The following is a 23,753-nucleotide window of genomic DNA, read 5'->3' on the forward strand; positions in this document are numbered from 1 at the left end:
TTTTTTCCAATTATGATATGTCGCTCCGCTGGAGCTTTGTTAATGATAATAGATTAAATTGCTATAAATGTTTCGCTTCTCCGAAGCTGAATTTCCAAAATCAAACGGTTTGTAAATATTTTTCGGACTGCCTGTTTTGTTTTATAAATGGTCTAAAACAGACAAGAGAGCAACATATACTTTGCCCTCTTGCCCCTCTTACTAACTAACCAATAATATTTATTCTGAAAACTCTAATTTTTTAAGTTTGTTCCAGCCTCCACGAGTAAAATCTGGAATTTCAACAGGAGCAGAATTATGGTCTAATGAAATTTCTGTTAATGGTCCAAGGCAAGACCATTCGGCTAAATCATAAACGTCCATATCAAGCGGAAGTCCTTTTTGCAGACAATAAATTAAACGATAGTCCATAATAAAATCCATTCCGCCATGACCGCCCACTTTTTTAGCCTGTTCTTCGATTCCTTTGGCAATAGGGTGTTTGTATTTTTCCATCAACGCTTTTTTCACTTCTTCAGGAACAAAAGAATGCGCGCTCAATTTTTCGTGATTTGGTTTTACGTCATCGCTTAATTCTTTTCCGTCTAAAGCATAACCTTCTAACGGATATTTATTAGCAAAACCTTTTGTACCGCTCAATTGATACATTCTGCTGTACGGACGAGGAGAAGTAACATCGTGTTGAATTTGAATTGTTTTTCCGTTTTCTGTGCGGATCATCGTCATCGTATGATCTCCGTTTCTAAAATCTTTAATTTCTTTTCCTGACTTTTCTTTAATGTAAGCAGGATTTCCAACTGCTTTGGTGTCCATAGAGACCAAGAAATTCATTTTATCACCACGGTGAATGTTTAGTGCCTGACATGCTGGTCCCATACCGTGTGTGGCATAAATATCGCCACGATGTTTAATGTTATAATCCATTCTCCAGTTGTTCCAGTATTCTCCCCAGAAAGGCTGTAAACCGTGAATGTAAGAGCCTTCAGCGTGTAGAATTTCTCCAAAAACGCCTTGCTGAGCCATATTTAAAGTGGTCAATTCGAAAAAATCGTAAACACAATTTTCCAATTGCATACAGTGTTTTCTCGTTTTTTCTGAAGTATCGATCAATTCCCAGATTTCTTTCATAGTTAAAGCGCCCGGAACTTCTATTGCAACGTGTTTTCCATCTTTCATGGCCTGAACACCAATCACAGCGTGATGTTTCCAATCTGTGGCAACATATATCAAGTCTACATTCGGCAAAGCCGTAACTTTTCTCCAAGCATTTTCATCACCATAGAATTCTTGTGCTTTTGGGAAACCAGCTTTCGTTAAGATTTCATTTGACTTCGCAGTATTTTCTTGAGTCATGTCGCACAAAGCCACAATTTCTACACCTGGAATATGTGTCATGCGTTCGACAGCCCCAGGACCGCGCATTCCAAGTCCGATGAAAGCAACACGAACCGTCGGAATTGGATCTGCTGCCATTCTCAATACGTCTTGCTGTCCTTTTGGACGTGAAGGCGTTTTGGTCTTAATCATTTGTGCCGATGCAATTGTCCATCCGAACAAAAGAAAAAGGATTGTTATAGGTTTTAAGAAGGTGATTTTCATGAGTGATTATTGTTAGATAATTTTTTAAAATAACCTCTCTAATGAACCAAATTAGAGAGGTTTTCAAAAACAAAAACAGACCTAAAGGACTCTTAATAATTATTTTTGACTACTAAATCTTTTCATTAATGGCGTTACATGTTTTTGGGTATCGTCATCTAATGAAGCCAATGCCTTATCTGCTTCGGCTGGTGCATATTTTGTTAATCCTGTTAATCCTGCTGCGATTACGTTGTATGATTGTTCTTTAACGCTTTCGTCCATCAAACTTTTATAAGAAGCATCTCCTGTAGAAGCCAATTTTACAATTGCATTTGCTCTCGCGATTGTCTTTTTATCGTTTTTAGCAATATCAAGAAGCGTTTTTAGAACCTGATCTTTGGTTTGCTTTTCATTTAAATCAATTGCTTTTATGCTCAATACTCTTAAATCTTCCTGTTGATCTTTTAAGCCTTCTAGTAAAATAAGTTGCGATTCGTAACTTCTATCTTTCGAAGCAAATTTTATAGCTTCAATTCGGTTGTAATAGGATGGAGCATTTTTATATTGATACAAATAATCAGCTGCTGTTTTTTTGTCTACATTCACTTCGCCCACTAGAATTTTATCTGGATCTAAATCTATAAATTCAGGTTTTGAAGAAAGATCAAAAGTGAAGCTTTGCTGTCTTTTATCAATTAAAATATCCTTTCTGATTTTAGTTCCGTTTACATAAAAATCAACTTTTAAAGGTAGCGTAAAGGTTTGCACTGCACTATCTTGAGATTGATTTATGGTAATAATAGCTTTTCCGTTTACGTATTTGTAGTTCACATCCAAAATCGGACTTCCAGCGTTATAATACCATTGCTCAAAGTAAGGCAACCAGTCTTTTCCAGTTACTTCTTCCATAGACAAGCGCAGTTGATGCGGTTCGCCAGATTTATAAGCATTTGTGGTTAAATAATGATTTAGTCCTTTAAAAAAGGCTTCATCACCCATTTGGTTTTTCATGGCATACAAAATGATAGAACCTTTAGAATAGCTGATATTATCAAACATATCGTCTGCGTTTTTGTAATGAAAACGTGCTAAAATAGGACTATCACCATTTTTTTGAGAACGCAAATAGTTTTGAAGTTTCTCATAACGCGATCTGTCTTCCGCATCTTGTCCAGCATCATGACCATGCCATAAAACTTCTCCAAAAGTGGCAAATGATTCGTTCATGGTTAAGTTTGACCAAGACTCAGCCGTTACGTAATCTCCAAACCATTGATGAAAAAGCTCGTGAGCAATGGTACTTTCCTGATTATCATCTAATAATTCTCGTTCTGTTTTTTGCACATATTCGCCATGAACAGTTGCCGAAGTATTTTCCATTGCGCCACCAAAATAGTCTTTCACTACAATTTGCGCATATTTTGCCCAGGGATATTCCACGCCAAGCATTTTGCCGTAAAAATTCATCATATCCGGCGTTTTATAAAAAATCTGTTTGGCATACGGTGCATATTTTGGCTCTAAATAATAACTGACTTCTTTACCGTTATATGAATCTTTATAGATTTTGAAATCACCAACAGCCATCATAAACAAATAGGGCGCATTTGGCTGTTCCATTTTCCAGATATCCGTTCTTGTCCCGTCTTTATTTACTTTTTGCGAGGTTAATTTACCGTTTGAAAGCGTCGTATATTTTGCTTCAACGGTCATCGCAATTTCAGAAGTTGTTTTCTGATTTGGTTTATCAATTGTTGGGAACCAGCAAGAAGAAGCTTCCGTTTCGCCTTGAGTCCATATTTGTGTTGGTTTGTCATCTTTTCCATCAGGATTAATAAAATACAATCCGTTTGAGTTGGTAATCGATTCGCCAGCTTTGCTTTTCAGTTCTGCTGGTTTTGCGGTGTAATTAATGAAAATCGTGTACTTTTCAGTTCTTTTGTATTTTCTGTTTAAAGCGATTGAAAGTTCTTCGTTATCATATTTGTATTGTAACGGAATACTTTTTTTACCATCGATTATAGCAATTTCTTTAAAATCCATTCCTTTCGCGTCAAGCTTAAGCGAATCGGTTTCGTAAAAATGCGGTTTTAAAGTAATCCATTCTTTTCCGTATAAATAACGTTTTCCGTAATCGAATGAAACTTCGAGTTTGGTATGAATTAAATCATGTGTTTTTAAAGGAGTAGTGCGATAAATAGATAATTCATCTGCTTTTTCAGTCTTGTTTTGTGCTTCTATTTTTGGTGCCAAAACAAGGGCAAGACCCAAAAATGTATATTTTAAAAAATGCTTTTTCATTTTATTGTTTTGAAAGTTCTTTACAATTTTTCGATAATTCTAACTTCGCCATCTTTTTCATCTTCACTCAAAATATTCGATGGTTTTTTAGTGTAAGACAATAAAGTCCATTGCACTATTTTATTTGTCGGATATAAATCTGCCTGAGTTTTAATCCATTTTTCAGCTTCTTGAGCAGAGGAAGTTTTTTCTATTGCCCAAGCCGAAACCAATTGATTTGCTGGGAGGAAATTCATAACCGTATTATCGACTACTGGTTTGAAAGCGATAATTTTTTCTAAAGATTTAGAAGCCATTTCTTTATTTCCAAGACTGTTATAACATTGATAATCTAACCAGTTTTCTAATCTTTCGTCAATATTTTCGTCATACGGTTTTCCAACGCCTAAATTCTCTGGAAACAATTTGGCGTCAGCAATAAATTGTAATGCTTTTTTGTACTGCTTGTTTTTAATTTCTGCCAAAGCCTGCATCAATTTCGCTTCGTGATATAGTTGCCTTCCTGCTGTTGCGCCTTCAAACGGAAGGATTTGCAATTTGGTCAAGAACGAATCGGCTTCACGGTATTTTTTATTTAGCAATAAAGTTTTAGCGTAAAGCATTCCGATTAAATAATTGTTCTGATGTTTTTTATAAAAAGATTCAGCCGTTGTAAGCGCTTTATCAAATTGTTTTTGAGCGATGTAATGTTCTGCCAGCATTTTATGGTATCTCCAACCTTGCGGATCCAATTTTATAGCCTGTTGAAGACTTGCCAATACTATCGAAGCATCGTCTTTAAATAAAGAAGCTTTAGCTCCATAAAATGCAGGATCATTTGGTTTTGCGCCGCATTGTGAAAACAATTCTTTAGCTTCGGAAATGCTGTTGCGATTCCATTCAATTAAACCTAAATGATATTTTAACTGATATTGATCGTTAGTTTTAATTAAGGATTTTAGGATTTCAGCAGTTTCATTTCTGAAAGGAAAACTCGTCCCAGGTTTAGTTTTACTTACATCAACTGGTTTGTTTTCTAAGAAAGCTTTCCAATATATAATTTCAGCGCTTGGTTCTGCAATAGAAAATACTTTTAAAGCTTCTTCTTTTCGGCTTATATTATTATACCAGATTCCTAATTCAAGAAAAGTCTGTTCTGGCATTTCGTTTTGAATAGCATCTGTGAAAGCTTTTTTTGAATCGTTTGAATTGTTCCAAAGGTATTTTTCAAAATCAGCAAAATGATTCAACGGATCCAATTTTGTAATTGTTTTTAAAACTGAATTAACCTTGTCTGAATTATTTTGAAGACGATATAAAACCGCTAAAACCTGTAAACCTTCTATATTGTATTGATTATAGATTAAGCTTTTCTCGGCATATTCAATAGCTTTTGGCAGATCATTTTCTGCTAAATAAATTTTGCTTAAAGCGGTGTAAGCAGGACTGCGGAATTCGACACTTGCAGCAGCAATATCAAAACCATCTTTTGCATCAATAGTATTTCCTAAATGGAAATTCGCCAAAGCATAAAAATAATTCGCCGAAGCATCGTAAGTATCTACCGATAAAGCTTTTTTTGCTGAAATTACAGCTGCTTTGTAATCTAATTTTCTAATTTGCAAAGAAGCCAATGCAGAAAGGGCAGGAGCGTAGTTTGGATCTAGTTTCAAACAAGCATTTAGTTTTTCTTCAGCCAAAACATAATCTTTGAAACTGATGTAATTTTTTCCTTGCTGATACAATCCATAAACCGAATTATGAGCAAAATCTTTTGGAATTTCTACAGGACGATTGATGTTTCCGTCTTCTGGCGCAGAATTCCAAACTAATTTATTTTGGCCTAAAACGAATTTCAATTTATTAGAATCGACTTTTACTTGAATAGAATCTTTGAAAGTCTGCATGGTATTCAGAGCAATATCTTTAGAATACACTTTTTTATCGTTTTCAAAAACTTCAATTTTTTCGTTTAATTTTTGAAGGGGAGAAAAATAGATTTTCAGCCAGCCATTTTCGTTTTTGATATTAACTGAACCATAATTGTTGGCTTTTACAAATCCTTTTGTGTGTTTTACAGGAAACCAATATTCGGTCCAAGTATCAGTTTGATATGGCGCAAACGAACGTTGCTTAAAAGGCGTAAGACTACTGGTTTCGCTTGCCTGATTAAACAATCTGCCGCTTTGGACTTCTACATATTGTCCGTCAGTATCAGTCAATAATTTTTCCCAAATCATTCCTTGCTGCGACAATCCCCAGATCCAGATTTTTTTGCCGGGTTTGTCATCGTGATTACCGTATCTTCCCATTCCGAAATCTTCGTCGTGATAATATCCTCCAAAGAAATCGTCATATTTCCCGAATACGTGATACGATTTGTAGCCTCCAAAATTGTTGTTTTTGTAGAAAGATAAATCTTTGCCGTTTTCTTTGTCAATTGGCCACGAATTGTATTCTCCGTTATGACCGATATATGTTTGTCCAGGATAAATAAACTGCAGATTTTCGGCTGCTTTTATTCCCGTATTCATCCAAGTGTAATAAGGCTGTTCAAATTCGGTTGTGTTCGACCAAAACGAATTTGTGGTAAAATACGCTTTGTCTTTTGGCAGATTAATGTCTAATTTCCAAGAAGTTCTCGTCAATAAATCCAAAACTCCGATCACGCAGCTAATGCTTCCGTCTTCTCGGTTTATAATTTTGTAATCGACAGGAGTGGCGCAGTTTGGCGTGTGGCCTATAATTCCGTAATTGCCTTCAACACCTCCGCTTGTCCACGGTCCGCGCATGGCAATGTCTCTAAATTTTACCACATGATTGTTGTAAACAATGTCTTTTCCTGTAGATTTTTCTATAGCCGACCAGACTTTTCCGCCAATTTCTGGCAAAATCATCAGTTTGATATAATCGTTTTCAATTTCGATGACTTTCCATTCTTTCTGAACGGGTTTGTCAGTAAAACCGTCAAAACGGAAATATGGATAAAACTTAGTATCAGGTTTCGGAATCGGATCAGGATCTGAGAACGGATATGTGGTAAATACTTTTTTGTATTCTTTTACAGTCGGTTTGTTTTGTGCGTTGACAAACAGGCTTCCAAGGAGTAGAATTGATAATAATGGTCTAAATTTCATGATGGAGAGCTTGGTTATTTGTGGTTGTTTTTTTGCGTTTTTTGTCATTGCGAGGAACGAAGCAATCGCATTTGCTAAATCACACTTTGTATCTTTTGTTAGTGAGATTGCTTCGTTCCTCGCAATGACAAACAGTACGAGGTAATTGTTGATTACTTCACAATCAACAACCAGCCTTTTCCTTTAGAAACTGGAATTTCGTCTTTTGCTGTAAATATTTTTGCTGGTTGGAAATTAGTAACTTCTGGAGCTGTAATTGTTGCTTTTGCAGGATTGATTCCTAGTTTTTTCCAGTCGATATTTAATTTCACATTTACATCAGCATCTGCCCAGCTTGCGATTGAGATTAAAGCTGTACCGTTCTTTTTGTAAACGGTTGCCAGTACTTTGTCGTTGTTTGTTTTTACAGGGCAGTTTTCGCTCCAATATCCAATCATTTCAGAACCTTTAATTCCGAAAGAATCCCAAAGTTTCCAGATGTTTCTTGGATCAGCACCATCGCTCCATGGTAGTCTGTTTGTCATTCCGTAAACCATTCCTCTCCACGGATTTCCACCATCTTGAAGCATTTCTCCCATTAAACCAAACGGGATTCCGCTTACTTCTGTCAAGAAAAAGTCAGGCTGATTTTTTTCATAATCAAAATATTCTCCAAACCATAATCTATTGATGTACGGGAAGTGCTCCATGTATAAGTTGGCACTATTATTAAATCCGTCACTTTTGTTGTACTGGTTCGCACTGTGTAAATCGATAATTCCAGGATGACCATCTTTAGTCAAAACTCTTTTGATGCGTTTCATTGTGATTCTGTCGAAAGCAACGTCGTCAAGATATATTCCGTCAATGCCCACATTTTGGGTCAGCCAGTTCATACCTTCTACATAATAATTATGCCAACGGTTCATACCACTGTTTACGATTGCAGCGTCCTTAATTTCAGGAACAAACCAAGCAGCGATATAATCATCTCCAACATGCTCTTGCAGCCAAGAGAATCCTCCACCTTTTCCTGGAGAATAAATTTCGTGACCTAAACTTCTAAGAGCGAAAGTTTCATAAGCTTTGTTAGAAACCTCTCTAACCGTGTTGTAGATTTTTACTTTTAAGCCTTTTTGATGTGCTTCATCGATATACGATTTCATCTTTTTATATTCAATAAAAGGATAATTGATATACGGATTGATTGCATTTGCATGGTGAATATTAATTACCGTTGCACCAGTTTTAGCAATAGAATCGATTGGGCTGTATTTGTGATAAAACTTTGTATCCCATTGAAAATCGGTATTTATGGTATGGAATGGTGTAATCAATAAGTTGAAATTATAGTATAAAACATCGCCTTTTTTCATTGTTCTAGCACCGCTATATGCATTTACTACAACCGATTTTTGGTTTGGCTTAATAGTAATACCGCCCTTATTTTCGTTACCCCATGAAGTAGGCAGCAATAAAGGTTTTTGTAAATAGAAATTAGTATTTAAAGGGCGGCTATATTTTTCGTCTCTTAAAGAAAATTGCAATCCAGAATTTACAGCACCAATCCAAGCGCCGTCTTGATTTTTGTGAGCAACATCCCATTTCCAGTCGAAAGTTGCAGGACGATCTCCACCTTTTTGACCTAATCCCATCATGTATTTTGCAGAAGTTGGCTGCATTGGCATTTGGAAATTAATGTCATTAAAAGAAACGTCTTCAAGAGCTGTAACTTTTACTGTATAATGTACAAAACCATCAAATTCAACAGAAGCGTTTACATCCATTTGAACTGATTTTGAAGTCGAGGTGTTTTCCCAAGAAACCGTTCCAGCTTCTTTTTTAGTGAATTTTATACCGTTGTTTTTCCATTGCACTTCTTTTCCTGATGCATCAACAAAATGAAAATCGATTGGAGCACTTAAAATATCATTTGCTTTTGCTGTAACAGAAGTCATTTCTGGCGTAAAGAAAGTCTGAATTTGTGCAGGAAACCCGTTTGGAGCTACAATCAGTTTTCTTCCTAATAATGCAATTTCAGAATTGTTTACTGTTAATGGAGTATAAGGAGCAATAACCGTATTTTCTTGAGCTAATGTCGAATTCAACCATTTTAAACGCGTCATTTTTTCAGGACTGTCGATGCCTCCGTTTTTTGTTACTTGGTTAGAAACTATAATTTGAAGATTGATTTCTTTTGATTTTCCGTCAGCAGTTACAGTTGCTTTTCCGTTGTAAGTTCCAGCAGCAGCAGTTTGCGGAACGTCAATTCCACACCACATTGCTTGAATTTTTCCTTTTGAAACTGAAACTGTATTTGTAAAAGGAGTGCCATCATATCGAGTCCCATCAGTATTGATACAGCTGATATCTTTCGCGTCTATTGTAGCTCCAGTTGTGCTTACTAAATTGGTGAAAGATACTTTTACATTTTTTAAATCTTCAAGCGTGTAAACACCTAATTGAAAAGCTAAATATTCCCCTTTCATTGCCGTATCAGCAAAACTGTTTTGAACGCCTTTCTGAATCCATCTTTGCGGTAAATCAGATTTTAATTTGATAGAATGCTCTCTGTCTTCTGGGAAAACCAAGAAAGAGTTTCCGCTGTTTTTTGCCACAAGAGCTGAAGTTTCAGACGCTGTAGCAATCACTTCCATCGGATAAAAACTATTGAAAGCATTTACACTTTGGATTTCTGTTACAGCAGCATTTTCTTTAAAATTGCTTTTGATTTTAGAAACCCATTCAGTATTAGCTTTATCTTCAGGTTTTTGATAAATTCCTTTTGGATAATTTGCAGTTCCTTCATCAACATAAGGCATATAATAAACGTAATAAGTTCCTTTGCCTGAAATAGGTTCAAAGAAAATAGTACCGTTTTCTCTATTGATATTTTCGGTTTTGATGTTCTGAATTTCTTTTCCAGACGCATCCTGAACGATAATTTTTTTAAGTTCTGGATTGGTGTCTCTTCTTCGCCATTCGATTGTCGTTTTAGCAACATTTCCAGACCCAGAAAAGGCAATTACAGCACGGTGATTTCCTAATTGATTCGGATTCCAGCTGTCGTTTCCGTCTGAATATTTTATTTGTGCAGTTAGAGGAATGCTGATTGTGATCAAACACATTATCAGTATTCTGTTTAAAAGCGTTGTGTTGTTTAGGTTTAGTTTCATTGTATTGTATAAATCAGTTAAATAGTATATTTTGAGTTTAGTAAACGGCTTTCCATCCTTGTTTTTTCCAGTAAGCAATAATCGGTTTGTAAGGTCCGTATTTGTGCTGCTCTTCCGAAAAATTATCTTGAAATGGACTGTGTGCATAATCGATAGGTTTGCCCATTTTATTTGGATAATCAAACGTTTTTGGGTTTGGTCTTTTATGCTGTGAATCGTCATTTACATAAGCTGCAATGTCAAGCGCTTGTTTGTCTGTAAGATATGGTTTTCCAAGCAGTACTTTATCGTAAGGCATATTGCTTTTTAGCCATTGCGCCTGTTTAATGACGCGGTGCATGCTTGAACCTGGCTGATATCCATATTCGCCCCAAAGTGGAGGATAGGTGTAACCCGATTTGTCTGCATTATAAACTCCTTCACCATTATTTCCGTGGCATCTTGCGCAGTTTTCGGCAAATAAAACTTTTCCTCTTTCTGGACTTGCAGCAACATCTGGAAATTCGATTTCTAAATTTTTTGCTCCTTTAAAATTACCATCTTTTGGAACAAATTTGCTAATCCATTTGAAATAAGATAAAAAGGCCACCATTTCTTTACTATCCAGCGGAAGTGGTTTTCCAGAATGCGGGCGCATAATGCAGTTATTAACTCTTTCTGCCAATGTAAGAACTTTGTTTTCGCGCCCGCGATATTGTGGATAATTATCGTGTGAAGACATCAAATTGAATGCATGAGGTTTTGTACCTGCATTTTGATGGCAGTTGGTGCAGTTCATTTTATTGCCCAAATATTGTCCGTTTTTTCCGTTTGGACCAATATAATAAGCCGTTTTCATCATTAATTCTCTTCCATAGCGAACCGATTCTCCAAATTGATCGTCTGGAATCTGAGAAGTATCAATTGTAATATAGCCTTCTTCATCTTGTTTTTCTTCAATTGTTTTTGAAGCTAAAGTTTGAGAATTTGATTTGTTGCAGGAATTGAAAACAGCAACTGAAAATGCTGAAAAAAGTCCGATAAGAATTGTTTTTTTCATGTCTATTATTTTTATCCTAACAGGTTTTTAAAACCTGTTAGGTATTTTTCTAAATTTTATACCTACAAGGTTTTTAAACCTTGCAGGAAATCATTTCTTTAATTAAGAAGAAAAGGTTTTAATTTTTCCTCAGGAATAAAGATGGTTCTGTATGGCGGAATTTCAGATTCTAAAGCCCATAATAAAACGCCTTTTTTATTGGTTAAAACTGTAATATGTCTTTTTGAGCAGCAAACTAATATGGCATCTTTATTAATCATATAAGCGCTTCCCATTCTATCGTTGTAAATATCTTTTGGTAATTTTATATGAAAATCCAGTTTTACCGAATTGCTTTTTTCGTCTACTTTTAAGGCAAAAACAGAAGATTGTTTGATATCTACGCCATTGTCAAAAAACAATAAACTGCCATCTTGATCGATGTGTGCAGCATGTGCCTGAGAGAAATTAGTGTCTGAAGCCATTTTCATTGTTCCGCCTTTTCCTAATTTCCAGATTACTTTTCCAGTTTTCGAATTGATTTTCCAAATCTGGCCGTTATTATAAAATGAGATTAAAAAATTTCCATCTGCATCATAGCTTAAACTATTGGCATGTGTCCAGTCCTTTTTGGTTTTTAATAAATTTTTGTCTTTAAATGGATCTAAATCATCAAAAACACTCCATTTCCAAAGCTGTTTTCCTTTTTTATTTAAGATTATAATTCCGTCACCGTTGATAGTGTCTTGTTTTTTTCCTCCAATAGAAGTTAAATCGATTATTTTTTGTTCGACAGTTAAAGCGACAATTTCGTTAGCCGATTTTTTTATAATTTCATGGTGAAGAACTTGCTTTAAATCGCCATCACCTTTTTTAATATGGGTTAAAGTATCACCTTGCAGATTGATTTCAAGAATTTCGCTTCCATAGCTTGTTGGCTCGTCATTGGTTCCCAAAATCGAAAGAATCGTTTGGTCTTTTGTAAAATGAACGACTTTAAAACCAGTTCCTTCAAGCGTATGGTACCATCTTAAATTTCCTTTGTAATCAACAATATAAGCAGTTCCAGGAGTTTCTCTTTTCGCTAAAAGCAAAAATCCTTTTTTGAAATTTTCAGGCAATAATTCTGGTTTCGGACAATTGGCTTTGAATTGTTTCTGTAGCCATTCTGGAAGTTTTCTAGATTTAAAATTATAAACTTTGCTGGTTTGTTTATTACCACCTTGAACTGTAACTAATTGGAAACTATAGTCAGTTTCTGGAATTATATTGCAAAGCACCAGCGAATGTTTTAAACCAGAATTTGAAATAGGAGAGGTCATTTTATTTTGATTTCCTTCTTTGTCTGACCAATATTCTGCATATACCTGAGCTTGGTCATTCGTAGTAACATCGATCTGAATTTTCAATTCGTTGTTGCCATGAGTGCCAATATTGATATTGGAGATAATTTGGTTTTTAGAACAACTTGCCAAAGTAAGCAGCACTAAAATAAAACTTCCTTTTAATATTAATTTTTTGATCATCTGAAAAGCTTCTTTTGTGAAACAGAAAAGTACTTTTATCGCTATAAATAATCAAGAATAGACAGACATTTAACTGTCTATTCTTGATTGGATATTCTTATTGTCTGTCGGCGTTGCTTAAATTTGGATTAAGGTCAACCTGACTCTGTGGATACGTATAATATTTGTTTTGTGGCATTTTGATTAAAGCTGCTTCTCCAACTCTAAGATGGTATGCATTTACTAAAACATCATATTTGTTCATTCTGATCAAATCTGCACGACGTTTTCCTTCGTAGAAAAGTTCCCATCCTCTTTCTTGTAAAATAGCATCTCTTAAACTAGCTTGAGTATGTTCTGATAAAACCAAAAGTTTTGCATGAGATCTTCCTTTTACTTGGTTGATAAGATCAATAGCCTCTTGAGTTGGTCCACTGATTTCGTTTAAGGCTTCGGCTCTGCTTAACAAAACATCAGCATAACGAAGTATATTAACACTATGTCCATCATAATAAGTGGTCGTTTCATCATCAGCATATTTTTTTGTAGAAACGTCTTGCATGTAGAATTCTCCAGCTGGAGGTTGAGCTCCTAAGTATGGAGCTTGTTTATGCAATAGACCGTCTGTCCCCATATACTCTGGAAAAAAACATTGTTTTCTCTCATCTTCATCGCCAAAAGTGTTGTAGAAATCCCAGTTTACAGTATAATATTGCCATCTGTTTTGAACCACAGGGTGATCAACAGGGCCAAAGTGGTTTAATAATTCAGTTCCATTTGTGTTGGCATCACTTAAAGAAGAGAAGATGTTTTCACTGCACCATTTGTTGCTTTCTTTAAACAAACCTAAGTAAGAAGGATATAGGCTGTATTCGTGCAAATCCATTACTTTTTGTGTATAGGTAACTACTTTTTGCCAATCGTGGCTTCTCAAATACAATTTTGCCAATAGTGTTAGTGCAGCTCCTTTTGTCGCACGTCCCACATCATTTGTACCGTAAATTTCATTGTTTTTATAATTTACTGGAAGAACATCAGCAGCTTCCGTCAATTCTTTAATCATGAAAGCGTCTATTTCTTCAACAGATGAAGGCGGAGTTTGATCTAAATACCCAGGGTTTCCTAAATTGGCTTCGGTAATTAGAATTACTGGTCCCCAAGAATCGGTCAAATCCATGTAAGCGGAACATCTTAAGAATTTTGCTTCTGCAATAAATTGTGCTTTTTCAGCAGCTGTAATGCCACTCATTGGTATAATGTTGAAAATAGCATTGTTTGCATTGGCAATCAATTTATACATGGCGTTCCAGTCTTCTCTTAAAAGTCCATTTGCAGAATTCCAAGTTCCTAAAGATAATTGCCCTGGATCTCCTCCAAATTGGCAGTGTCCTAAATCTGTAGCAATATCAGTCAAGGCAAAGTGTCTTGTAGCCCAATATGAATAATTATCGCCCACAGATGGTCCTTTTAGTCTTCCATAAATGGAATTGATAGCCGCAATAGCATCTGATTTTGTCTGATACCCATTAGTATTAGTCAAGCTGCTATATACCGTGGGATCAAGATCTTGATTGCAAGAAACTTGTGTTCCAGCGGCAAGTAAAAGTAATAAGATTGTATATTTTTTCATTTTAATCATTTTAATGTTACTAAAAAGCATTTTAGACTAGTGAATTGCCACTTTAATTCCAAGTATAAAAGTTCTTGAGGCTGGGAAAGAGTTAAAGTCGATTCCTCCACCTAAATTGTTATTAGAATGCCCGTTCACCTCAGGGTCATTTCCAGAATAGTTGGTAATTGTCAATAAATTTTGTCCGATGGCATACAATCTAATACTGTCAATAAATTTTACCGTTTTTAATGCGCTTTCTGGAATCGTATATCCGATAGAAACATTTTTCAGACGTAAGTACGAAGCTTCTTCAACAAATTTAGAATTCACATAACTTCCGTAAGTGCTTTTGTAATAACCGTCTCTAGGAATATCAGTGTTTTCGTTTTTACCAGCAACCCATCGGTTTAACGCATCTGTACTTGTAGAAGACTCCCCAACCATTTTAGTCATATTGTAAACTGAATAATCAAAAGCACCTTGGAAAAAGATATTCATATCGAAATTTCTATACTTAAAATCGTTATTGAAACCTGCGACGTAATGAGGAATAGTATTTCCTAAATAAGTTCTGTCTTTTGCTGTAATAGTACCATCGCCATCAATGTCTACATATTTAGGATCTCCAGGAGCAGATAATGGCTGAGGCGCATAAGTTTCTCCAGTTTTGATAACTCCAGCATATTTATATCCAAATAAAACTCCCATTTCTTTTCCAGGTTCCAATCTGGTAAATTCCTGACCAGAAACTACTCCACTTGGGTTAGAAGTGTTTGTGCTAATGATTTTAACGTTATCAGCTAGAGATACTACTTCTTGTTTATTGTACGCTACATTTAATGAAGTAGTCCAAGAAAAAGTATCAGTTCTGAAGTTTGTAGTGCTTATTCCTAACTCAATACCTTGGTTGTCAATAACCCCTGCGTTAACTCTTTGAGTACCAAATCCCCACCATCCTCCAACAGGAACATTTAAAAGAGCATCTGTAGTTCTTTTTTTGTAATAATCGAATGTAATTGAAAGTTTGTCATTAAATAAGCCTAAATCTAAACCGATATCAGTTTGAGCTGTTTCTTCCCATTTCAGATTTGGGTTCGCTAAGTTAGCTGGTTCTGTTCCTGCAACAAATTCATCTGGCGCAATAGTAACCCCCCAAGAAGACAAACGGCTCATGTACGAGTAATCTCCAATACCGTCACTACCTGTAATACCATAACTTGCTCTCAATTTAAGTTCAGAAATTGCTTTTACGTTTTGCATAAAAGATTCGTTAGATATTTTCCATGCAACAGCTCCAGAAGGGAAGATACCAAATCGGTTATTTGGTCCAAAACGAGAAGAGCCATCTTTTCTAATTGTAAAAGTTGCTAAGTATTTATCGTTGAAAGCATAATTTAACCTTCCAAAGTAAGAAGTCAATTTTGTTTCTGTTTTTTCTGTTTCAGGTTTTAAATACACTGAAGCTCCTTGCAGATTATAATACGTCAATAAGTCATTAGAGAAACCTGTACCGGCTGCTCTTACTCTTTCATAAGTGTCTTTTTGATTTGAAGTACCAATCATGGCAGTAATTGCATGTACTTCTTTGATATCAAATTTATATGTCAAATATTGTTCTGTACTCCATCTGAAATAGGTTTTATTTTCTTCAGAACCAGAGCCCTTTAACGCAGCTCCCGCTACTAAAGTACTTGGAGTATATTTTCCTTGAATATTTTCTTGCCATTCTGCACCGGCACCAAAATGGTATGTTAAACCTTTAATGATCTGATAATCTAAAAACATGTTTCCGTTTACCAATCTATTGATCGTGTGATCTGTAGGTTCAAGTAAAAGTGCTAATGCATTGTCTTTCCCTTGGAATTTATAATACGAACCGTCTGCATTATAAATTGGAATAGTTGGAGGAGCAGTCTGGATAGAGAACATCGGAGATAAAATATTATCGCCAAAATCGCTATTATTTCCTTCGGCAACAGCACCATATACATTTGTGCCCATATTTAGTCTTTCGTTGAATCTTTTTTCACCACCCATTCTCACACTATATCTTTCAAAATCAGTGTTTACGATAGCTCCAGTTTGTTTTAAATAATTTCCAGAAAGAAAGAATTTAGAACTTTGGTCACTTCCGCTAAAAGTAAGCGTTCTATTAAGCACTTCACCAGGACGAGTTGCAGCATCAAACCAGTTAGTATTGGCAACAGGAAAGCTGGAAGGGAAAAGCGGAGGTCTTCCGTTTTCAGCATTAAGAGCATTCTGATAATCGGCATATTGCTGTCCAGTCATTAAAGAAGGCTCTTTTATGATGTTTTGAAAACCATCAGAAATCTCAGCCTCAACATTCATTTTTCCTGATTTTCCTTTTTTAGTGGTAATCAAAATTACCCCATTTCCTCCACGGGCACCATAAATAGCTGTAGAAGCGGCATCTTTAAGAATTTGAATGTTTTCAATGTCGTTCGGGCTTATAGAAGCTCCAGTACTGGTAATGAATCCGTCAACAACATACAACGGAGCATTAGAAGTATTAATAGAGTTTCCTCCTCTAATTATTACTGACGGATTTGTTCCCGGCGCATAGCTATTTTGTTGCACCTGCACTCCAGAAGCTCGTCCTTGAAGCGCCTGTCCAACGTTTGCAACCGTTCCGCCTAAGTTTAAATTGTCTTTGCTAAGAGAACTCACAGAACCTGTAAGGTCTTTTTTCTTAGATTTTCCGTATCCAATCACCACCTCGTCTAGTTTTTGTCCTGCTTCTTTCATGACAATTTTTAGAGGCGCAGTTCCAATAGTAACTTCCTGATCTTCCATACCAATGTAAGTAATTATCAATTTTGTGGCATTATCAGGAACTGTAATAGCAAAGCTTCCGTCTACATCAGTCTGAACTCCCTTAGTAGTACCTTTAACCACAACATTGGCACCTGGAAGTGGCAAACCTTTTTCGTCTGTTACTTTTCCTTTTACAGTTTTTTCAAAAAACAATGCCGTATTGGTTTTGTCTGAAATATTTATAGAAGAAGCTGCAGAAGCCTGAAATGTAAAAACTAATAACGAGAGGACTGTTATTCCGATTTCTTTGCGGGATAAATTGTTAAGCCGAAAATCTCTTGGCTTTTTTTGGGTTAATAATTTCATACTTTGAATTGGTTTTGGTTAATGTTTAATTGTTTTTTCTTTGTTTGTAGGTTTTAGATTTCTTTTTTGATCTGGAAATTCATTTTGTCTTTTTAGTTGTGTTTTCGATTGAATTTTTTTTTATGCAACCAGAGACTTCTTTTTTACTCCTAAACAGGGCTTGTTTAGTTTGTTTTTCTTCTTTTTTTGAGCTTAAAAATCACCTGAAATTTTGCATAATTAACTTAGTTTTAAGATTAATCTCTGACGAAACTAGAGATTATATTTTTATAAAACAAGAAAAAACACAAAAAATGTGCTCGAACACACAAAATTTATGTTCTCGAGCACATAAAATTGTGCGAAACGTTTTTTTTGACTTAAAAAGATGAGATATTTTTAAAATGTTTTAGAAATGCTGAAGCTCTTAAAATTGACTGATTTTTGAATAATAAATGCTCTTTTTATAAAAACTTATGAATTTCGCAATGACTAATGTAAAAACGTAAAAATTAAGCAGTCTTTTCTTATGTTGAAAAAGAATGAAAATTTAGATTTAATTATGAATTTGATTTGTTTTTCAATTCAATTTTTAAACTATATTGGTCATGGAGAAAAAGGAAAAATGGAAAGATGATTTAATGGTCATTTTGACCTTTTTGAAAATGAAAAATTAACAGATTTTAAGAAGAAGAATTTTGAAAGAATACCACGTACAAATAATAGATAATAATCAAAAGAACGAAACTCAGATTTTAGATCCTTTTTTTTGGGAAAAAGCACATTGTTTAACTGATTTTGGTTCTCCGTGGAATAATGAACCGGTCTTAAAAATTGAATTTCGCGCGTTATGGGATCAAGAAAATTTCTATTTTAACTTTAGGGTTTTTGATACGGATGTTTATATCGATCAAAAAGATGACAGTGTAGACAGTATTTGTAATTCTGATCGCGTGGAGCTTTTTTTTAGAAGTAATGATGAGCTTAATCCGTATTACTGTCTTGAAATTGATCCTTCGACAAGATTGCTGGATTTCCATGCCTTGCCAAATAAAATCTTTGATTACGAATGGAAATGGCCTGAAAATCACATTAAATTGGAATCTTCTGCAGATGAGGTTTCTTTTACGGTTGCAGGGGTAATTAGTATCGCTTCTTTAGAAAAATTAGATTTAATGCATGATAATGTTATCGAAACAGGGGTTTACAGAGCGAAATTCTCCAAAGGCAAAAATGGCAACTATGAGCCAACTTGGATTACGTGGGTAGATCCAAATACTCCCGAACCGAATTTTCACATAGCATCTTCTTTTGGAAAGTTTGTTTTAGTGGAGTGATTTGCTGCAAAGACACAAAGACGCAAAGTTTTTTTTAAAACTTTCAAACTATAAATTGAATTGCCTCCAGCTAAAGCTTAAGCAATTCATATTTCTTTTTTTACCTAAAAAAAACTTTGCGTCTTTGTGTCTTTGCGAGATTTAAATTGATAACAGTAAAAAAAACTTCATGTCTTAGCGTCTTAGCGGCAAAAACCTTTAGCTAATATAAAAAGAAGCATTTTCGACATTTATTATGTCAATTGGAAGCAAAATGGTTTCTGGAATGTCTTTTCTGAATAAAAAGTGTTCTACTAACGTGCTGACTCCTAAATACGCCTGTCTCTTTTGGTTTTGATGTATTAAAAAATGAATCAATCCTTGATTTAAAAAGCTGACATTTTTATCGATTAAGTCATAGCCAATCAAAACAATTTTTTCGTCTGTTATATTAGATAGAGTAGAAGCGATTTGATAAGCCTTTGAGGTGGTAATGAAAATGCCGCTTAACTCTGGGTTTTCATTTATAAACGCTGGTAGCTTAGTTTCTATGTTGGAATATTTCAGTTTTAATGTGGTTAAAGAGAAATCAGAAAGATTTTTTTCGTGAAAATAGCTTCTAAAGCCTCGTTCTTTTTCCTGCATGTGGACGGCATTTTTTAAGCTTTCGTCAACGTGAATAATGGCAATCTGTCCTTTAGGCAGAATCAAATTCATTAAACTTGCGGCAACACGTCCGCTTTTGTATAAATCTTGTCCAACGAAACTTTTTATGGAAGAAGATTCAACCTGGTTATTAAAAGTATTTACCATAATTCCCAATTCGTCATATTGTTTTATGATTTCTATGGTTTCTTTATGGAAAAGAGGAGTTAGTAAAACAGCATCTGGCGATTGTGCTACAATGGCTTCGTTTGTTTTTAGAAACGATTTGGTGCTTTCTGGATTAAAGTAATGAATTTCTATGTTGACATTGTAAGCCTTGAATTCTTTAACGGCATCTTGGATTCCATTAACGCACGGAAGCCAATAAGGGTCAAATACGGGATCTGGAAGCAAGACACAAATGCGGTAAACTTTGGTGCTTTTTAAATTTCGTGCAATTAAGTTGGGTTCGTAATCAATAACATTCAGAACTTCATTGATTTTTTCGAGTGCAGCAGGAGAGACTTTTCCTCTGTTGTGTAGGACACGGTCTACAGTTCCTTTAGAAACTCCAGCCATTTGTGCTATATCCTTAATTGTGTACTTTTTATCCATATGAGCAAATATAAAAACTTTGATTTAATAAACGTAATTTTTCTGTAAGAATTAATAAATGTGCTCGAGAACACAAAAAATGTGTGTTCGAGCACATTTTTATGTTTTTTCTTGTTTTATAAAAATATAATCTCTAGTTTCGTGAAATCAAAACCGAAAACCGAAAATAAATTTATAACTAATTTACGCTGTAATTTATTGAATTGAAGCGTTTTAATACAAAGTGTTTAAGTGAAAAAAATCACGTCATTAGCTCCCGGCCGAACCTGTCTTTTTGGAGATCATCAAGACTACTTAGGATTGCCTGTTATAGCCTGTGCGATAGATCGAAATATTAAATTAATTGCAAAACAAAATCAGACCGAAACTTTTGTTCTGAATATGATTGATATTAATGAAATTCGGATTATCGATATACATGAGGCTTTCGAAAAATTAGAATCCAGAGATTATTTTGCTTCCTCATTACGCGTCTTGCGCAGATATGGCTGTAAGCCAACCTCTGGTTATACGATTACAATTACTGGAGATATTCCAATTAATTCTGGAACTTCTAGTTCTTCCGCCTTGTTGATGGCTTGGATTCGTTTCCTGATAGAAGCTTTTGGAATAGATCATGAAGTTACGCCTGAATTTCTCTCGAAATTGGGCTACGAGTCTGAAGTTTTGGAACACGGAGAACCTGGAGGAATGATGGATCATTTTAGTATTGGAGTTGGAAATATCGTTTACATCAATACTAAAAAGCCTTTTTCTTTTGATGTTATAGGTACAGAATTGAAAGGATTGATTACAGGTGTTTCGGGCGTTCCAAAGGAAACCATAGGTTTGCTTGGCGAATTAAAAGGAAATGCTTTGATGGCAATTGATCTTGTAAAGCAAAATTATCCGCAGTTTGATTTAAATACTTCGGAAATTGAGGATTTAGATAAGTACAGAAATTGTCTTCCAGATCGTTTAATTCCGTTTTTTGAAGCTGCTGTTAAAAATTACCATTATACTAAAGAAGCTTTAAAAGAATTTGAAAAACCAGTTTTAGATCTTAAAAAAATTGGATTCTTAATGAATGGTCATCATGAAGTTTTGCGCGATTTATTGAAAATAACCGTTCCAAGAATTGATGCAATGATTAACGCGGCATTAAAAGCAGGAGCATACGGGGCAAAAATCGTGGGTTCTGGCGGTGGCGGAAGTATTGTTGTAATCGCTGATCCTAAGAATGAAGATGCGGTTATAAAAGCAATTTTAGACGCAGGAGCGCAAGAGGCTTATGCGGTAAATGTTGATCCCGGAGTACGAATTATTGATAACATTGAAAATTAAATAAAATGCACGACAATTTAGTGATTTTAGCCGGCGGAGCTTCTTCTCGTATGAAAAAAGAAGCGGTTACAGATAATCTTTCTCCAGAAGAAATTGCTCAGGCTAATGAAAGGAGTAAAGGTTTAATAGGTGTTGGCGCAAGCGGAAGACCTCTTTTGGATTATCTTTTATGGAATGCAAAAAAAGCAGGCTATAAAAATGTCTATATTATAATAGGTGAGCAAGGAGAATTATTTAAAGAGTTTTACGGAAGTAAAATGAAGGATAATGATTTTCATGGATTGAACATCTCATTTGCGATTCAATATATTCCTGAAGGAAGAGTGAAACCTTTTGGAACTGCAGACGCTTTGTTTCAGGCAGTAGAGCAATATCCAGAATTGAATTCGCAATTTTATTCGGTTTGTAATAGCGATAATTTGTATTCGGCTGAAGCATTGCGTGCTTTAAGAGAAACTAAAAGTCCGAATGCTTTTATTAGTTACGATCGCGATGCAATGGATTTTCCGCTGGAGCGTATTTCGCGTTTTGCAATTGCTAAATTGGATGCAAATAATCAGCTGTTGGATATTTTAGAAAAGCCTACAGAAAAAGATTTGGAACAATATAAAGATGCAGAAGGAAAGATACGTGTGAGCATGAATGCTTTTAAATTTAATGGAAAGACTTTATATAAGCATCTTGAAAATTGTCCAGTTCATCCTGAGCGTGATGAAAAGGAACTTCCTACGGTACTTTTAAACTCTGTTAAAGAAAATCCGCAAACTACTGTCGGAATTCCGTTTTCGGAGCATGTTCCAGACCTAACAGCCAAAGAAGATATTGCCGATGTAAAAACGTATTTGGCAAAATATTACCCTCATTTAAACTGGAATAGCAAAAATTAACAAAACTTTCATATCTAAATTAGAGAATAAGGAAATTTAATGTAGTACTTTTGTTTTGCAAAAAAAATGCAGATATTTGCATAAATTACGCAATCAATAATGTGAGTGTTGATTCTAATTTAGATTTTGAATTAAATAAATCTATAAACTAATCAACCAAAAATTATGACAAACTTTCAAAGTACATTACAGGTAGAGAAAAAAAGTGCCATTGTTCCGATGGTAATTTTAACCTTGTTGTTTTTTATTCTAGGATTCGTAACATGGCTTAACGGACCATTAATCCCGTTTTTTGAATTAGCCTGCGAACTAACTTCTTCTCAAGCTTATTTTGTGACTTTCGCCTTTTATATTGCCTACTTCGTAATGGCAGTTCCTTCTTCGTATATCATTGAAAAAGTGGGATATAAAAACGGAATTTCCTTAGGATTGCTAATTATCGCCGCAGGAGCTTTTATGTTTTATCCAGCGGCTTCTAGCCGTACATTTATCTTCTTTTTATTAGCATTATTTGTAATGGGAACCGGTTTGGCAGTTCTGCAGACGGCTTCAAATCCTTATGTAGTGGTGATTGGGCCGAGAGAAAGTGCCGCAGCAAGAATCAGTGTTTTAGGAATTGCAAATAAATTGGCAGGATTTGTAGCGCCAATTGTGCTTACGGTTTTGGTTTTATCTAATATGCAGGACTTTACCGCAGATAAAATTGCCTTGATGGATGAAGCTGCAAAAACTAGCGCATTAAATTCTCTTGCTTTGCAATTGCAAACACCGTATCTTTATATGGGGTTGATTATTACCGTTTTAGCTATTATGGTGAAATTTTCTCCTTTGCCAGAAATCGATTTGGATGAAGAAGGAAATGTTTCGAATTTAAGTGTTTTTAAACAGATTAAAAATGCTTTTCAGCATCCGCAGCTGGTTTTAGGAGTCATTACTTTGATGCTGTATTTGTCTGCCGAAGTTTTGGCGGGAGATTCTATTGGAGCTTTTGGGAAACAGTTGGGGGTTTATGGCGAAGGAGGGAATTTTTATCTCAAATTAACCTCATTTACCATGTCAGCAATGGTAATCGGATATATTCTTGGTATAGTTTTAATTCCTAAATATGTTTCGCAAGTCACTGCTTTAAAAGTATCTGGAATGCTAGGTTTAGTACTGGTCTTGGCAATTGTTTTGATTTCGCCAAAGATAATGGTTGTATTTCCTGGAACTCCAAATATACCATTGGTAATACTTTTAGTAGCGCTTTTAGGACTAGCAAATGCATTGTGCTGGCCGGCAATCTGGCCAATGGCTTTGCAGGATTTAGGAGGTTATACAAAAATTGGAAGCGCTATTTTGATTATGGGAATTATCGGTGGAGCAGTTTTCCCACTGTTTTACGGAATGATTACTGAAAGCATCAATTCTGCAAATATTGCAAAAAATATGCAAGGTGTTTCAAGAAGCGGTAATCAGTTGGCGTATTTAATGTTATTACCTTCTTATGCAATGATTTTGTTTTATGCTGTAAAAGGGCATAAATACAGGAAATGGAATAGTTGAACAAAAATAAAAAA

General features: G+C 35.1%; 13 protein-coding genes. 4 read left to right on the forward strand and 9 right to left on the reverse strand.

Annotated features, from left to right (window positions below; translation table 11 throughout):
- Positions 1–219: 219 nt before the first annotated feature.
- From FF52_RS01745 to FF52_RS01780, 8 genes are all read right to left on the reverse strand, one after another.
- Positions 220–1,599 (reverse strand): Gfo/Idh/MocA family protein, encoded by a 1,380-nt coding sequence (locus FF52_RS01745; RefSeq protein WP_008462464.1) that lies wholly within the window; start codon positions 1,597–1,599, stop codon positions 220–222.
- Between the two features lie 99 nt (positions 1,600–1,698).
- Positions 1,699–3,882: a M1 family metallopeptidase gene (locus tag FF52_RS01750; RefSeq protein WP_008462465.1), complete on the reverse strand. Its 2,184-nt coding sequence runs from the start codon at positions 3,880–3,882 to the stop codon at positions 1,699–1,701.
- A gap of 20 nt (positions 3,883–3,902) precedes the next feature.
- On the reverse strand, positions 3,903–6,998 hold the full coding sequence (locus tag FF52_RS01755; RefSeq protein WP_008462466.1) for a DUF5107 domain-containing protein: 3,096 nt from the start codon (positions 6,996–6,998) through the stop codon (positions 3,903–3,905).
- 152 nt (positions 6,999–7,150) lie between these two features.
- The gene (locus FF52_RS01760) at positions 7,151–10,105 is read right to left on the reverse strand and encodes a glycoside hydrolase domain-containing protein (RefSeq protein WP_008462467.1); all 2,955 of its coding nucleotides are present in this window, start codon (positions 10,103–10,105) and stop codon (positions 7,151–7,153) included.
- An 85-nt stretch (positions 10,106–10,190) separates the two neighbouring features.
- Complete coding sequence (locus FF52_RS01765) at positions 10,191–11,192, reverse strand: c-type cytochrome (RefSeq protein ID WP_008462468.1); 1,002 nt, start codon at positions 11,190–11,192, stop codon at positions 10,191–10,193.
- A gap of 98 nt (positions 11,193–11,290) precedes the next feature.
- On the reverse strand, positions 11,291–12,697 hold the full coding sequence (locus FF52_RS01770) for an aryl-sulfate sulfotransferase (RefSeq protein ID WP_008462469.1): 1,407 nt from the start codon (positions 12,695–12,697) through the stop codon (positions 11,291–11,293).
- 97 nt (positions 12,698–12,794) lie between these two features.
- Positions 12,795–14,306, reverse strand: a complete 1,512-nt coding sequence (locus FF52_RS01775; protein ID WP_157498485.1) for a RagB/SusD family nutrient uptake outer membrane protein — start codon at positions 14,304–14,306, stop codon at positions 12,795–12,797.
- Positions 14,307–14,342: 36 nt separating this feature from the next.
- Entirely contained in the window at positions 14,343–17,429 is a 3,087-nt protein-coding gene (locus FF52_RS01780; protein ID WP_008462471.1) for a SusC/RagA family TonB-linked outer membrane protein, read from the reverse strand.
- 677 nt (positions 17,430–18,106) lie between these two features.
- Here FF52_RS01780 and FF52_RS01785 point away from each other — a divergent pair.
- Complete coding sequence (locus FF52_RS01785; RefSeq protein ID WP_008462472.1) at positions 18,107–18,745, forward strand: carbohydrate-binding family 9-like protein; 639 nt, start codon at positions 18,107–18,109, stop codon at positions 18,743–18,745.
- Between the two features lie 198 nt (positions 18,746–18,943).
- Here FF52_RS01785 and FF52_RS01790 read toward each other — a convergent pair whose 3' ends face one another.
- A complete protein-coding gene (locus tag FF52_RS01790) occupies positions 18,944–19,984 on the reverse strand; it encodes a LacI family DNA-binding transcriptional regulator (RefSeq protein WP_008462473.1) in 1,041 nt (346 codons plus the stop codon).
- 231 nt (positions 19,985–20,215) lie between these two features.
- Here FF52_RS01790 and FF52_RS01795 point away from each other — a divergent pair, with 231 nt between their 5' ends.
- The 3 genes from FF52_RS01795 (at position 20,216) to FF52_RS01805 (ending at position 23,739) form a co-directional block, all read left to right on the forward strand.
- On the forward strand, positions 20,216–21,307 hold the full coding sequence (locus FF52_RS01795; RefSeq protein ID WP_008462474.1) for a galactokinase family protein: 1,092 nt from the start codon (positions 20,216–20,218) through the stop codon (positions 21,305–21,307).
- A 5-nt stretch (positions 21,308–21,312) separates the two neighbouring features.
- Complete coding sequence (locus FF52_RS01800; protein ID WP_008462475.1) at positions 21,313–22,194, forward strand: sugar phosphate nucleotidyltransferase; 882 nt, start codon at positions 21,313–21,315, stop codon at positions 22,192–22,194.
- Positions 22,195–22,359: 165 nt separating this feature from the next.
- The gene (locus tag FF52_RS01805; protein WP_008462476.1) at positions 22,360–23,739 is read left to right on the forward strand and encodes a sugar MFS transporter; all 1,380 of its coding nucleotides are present in this window, start codon (positions 22,360–22,362) and stop codon (positions 23,737–23,739) included.
- Positions 23,740–23,753 lie beyond the last annotated feature (14 nt).

Origin of the sequence: Flavobacterium sp. F52 (genome assembly GCF_000278705.1) — a bacterium.
GTDB lineage: Bacteria > Bacteroidota > Bacteroidia > Flavobacteriales > Flavobacteriaceae > Flavobacterium > Flavobacterium anhuiense.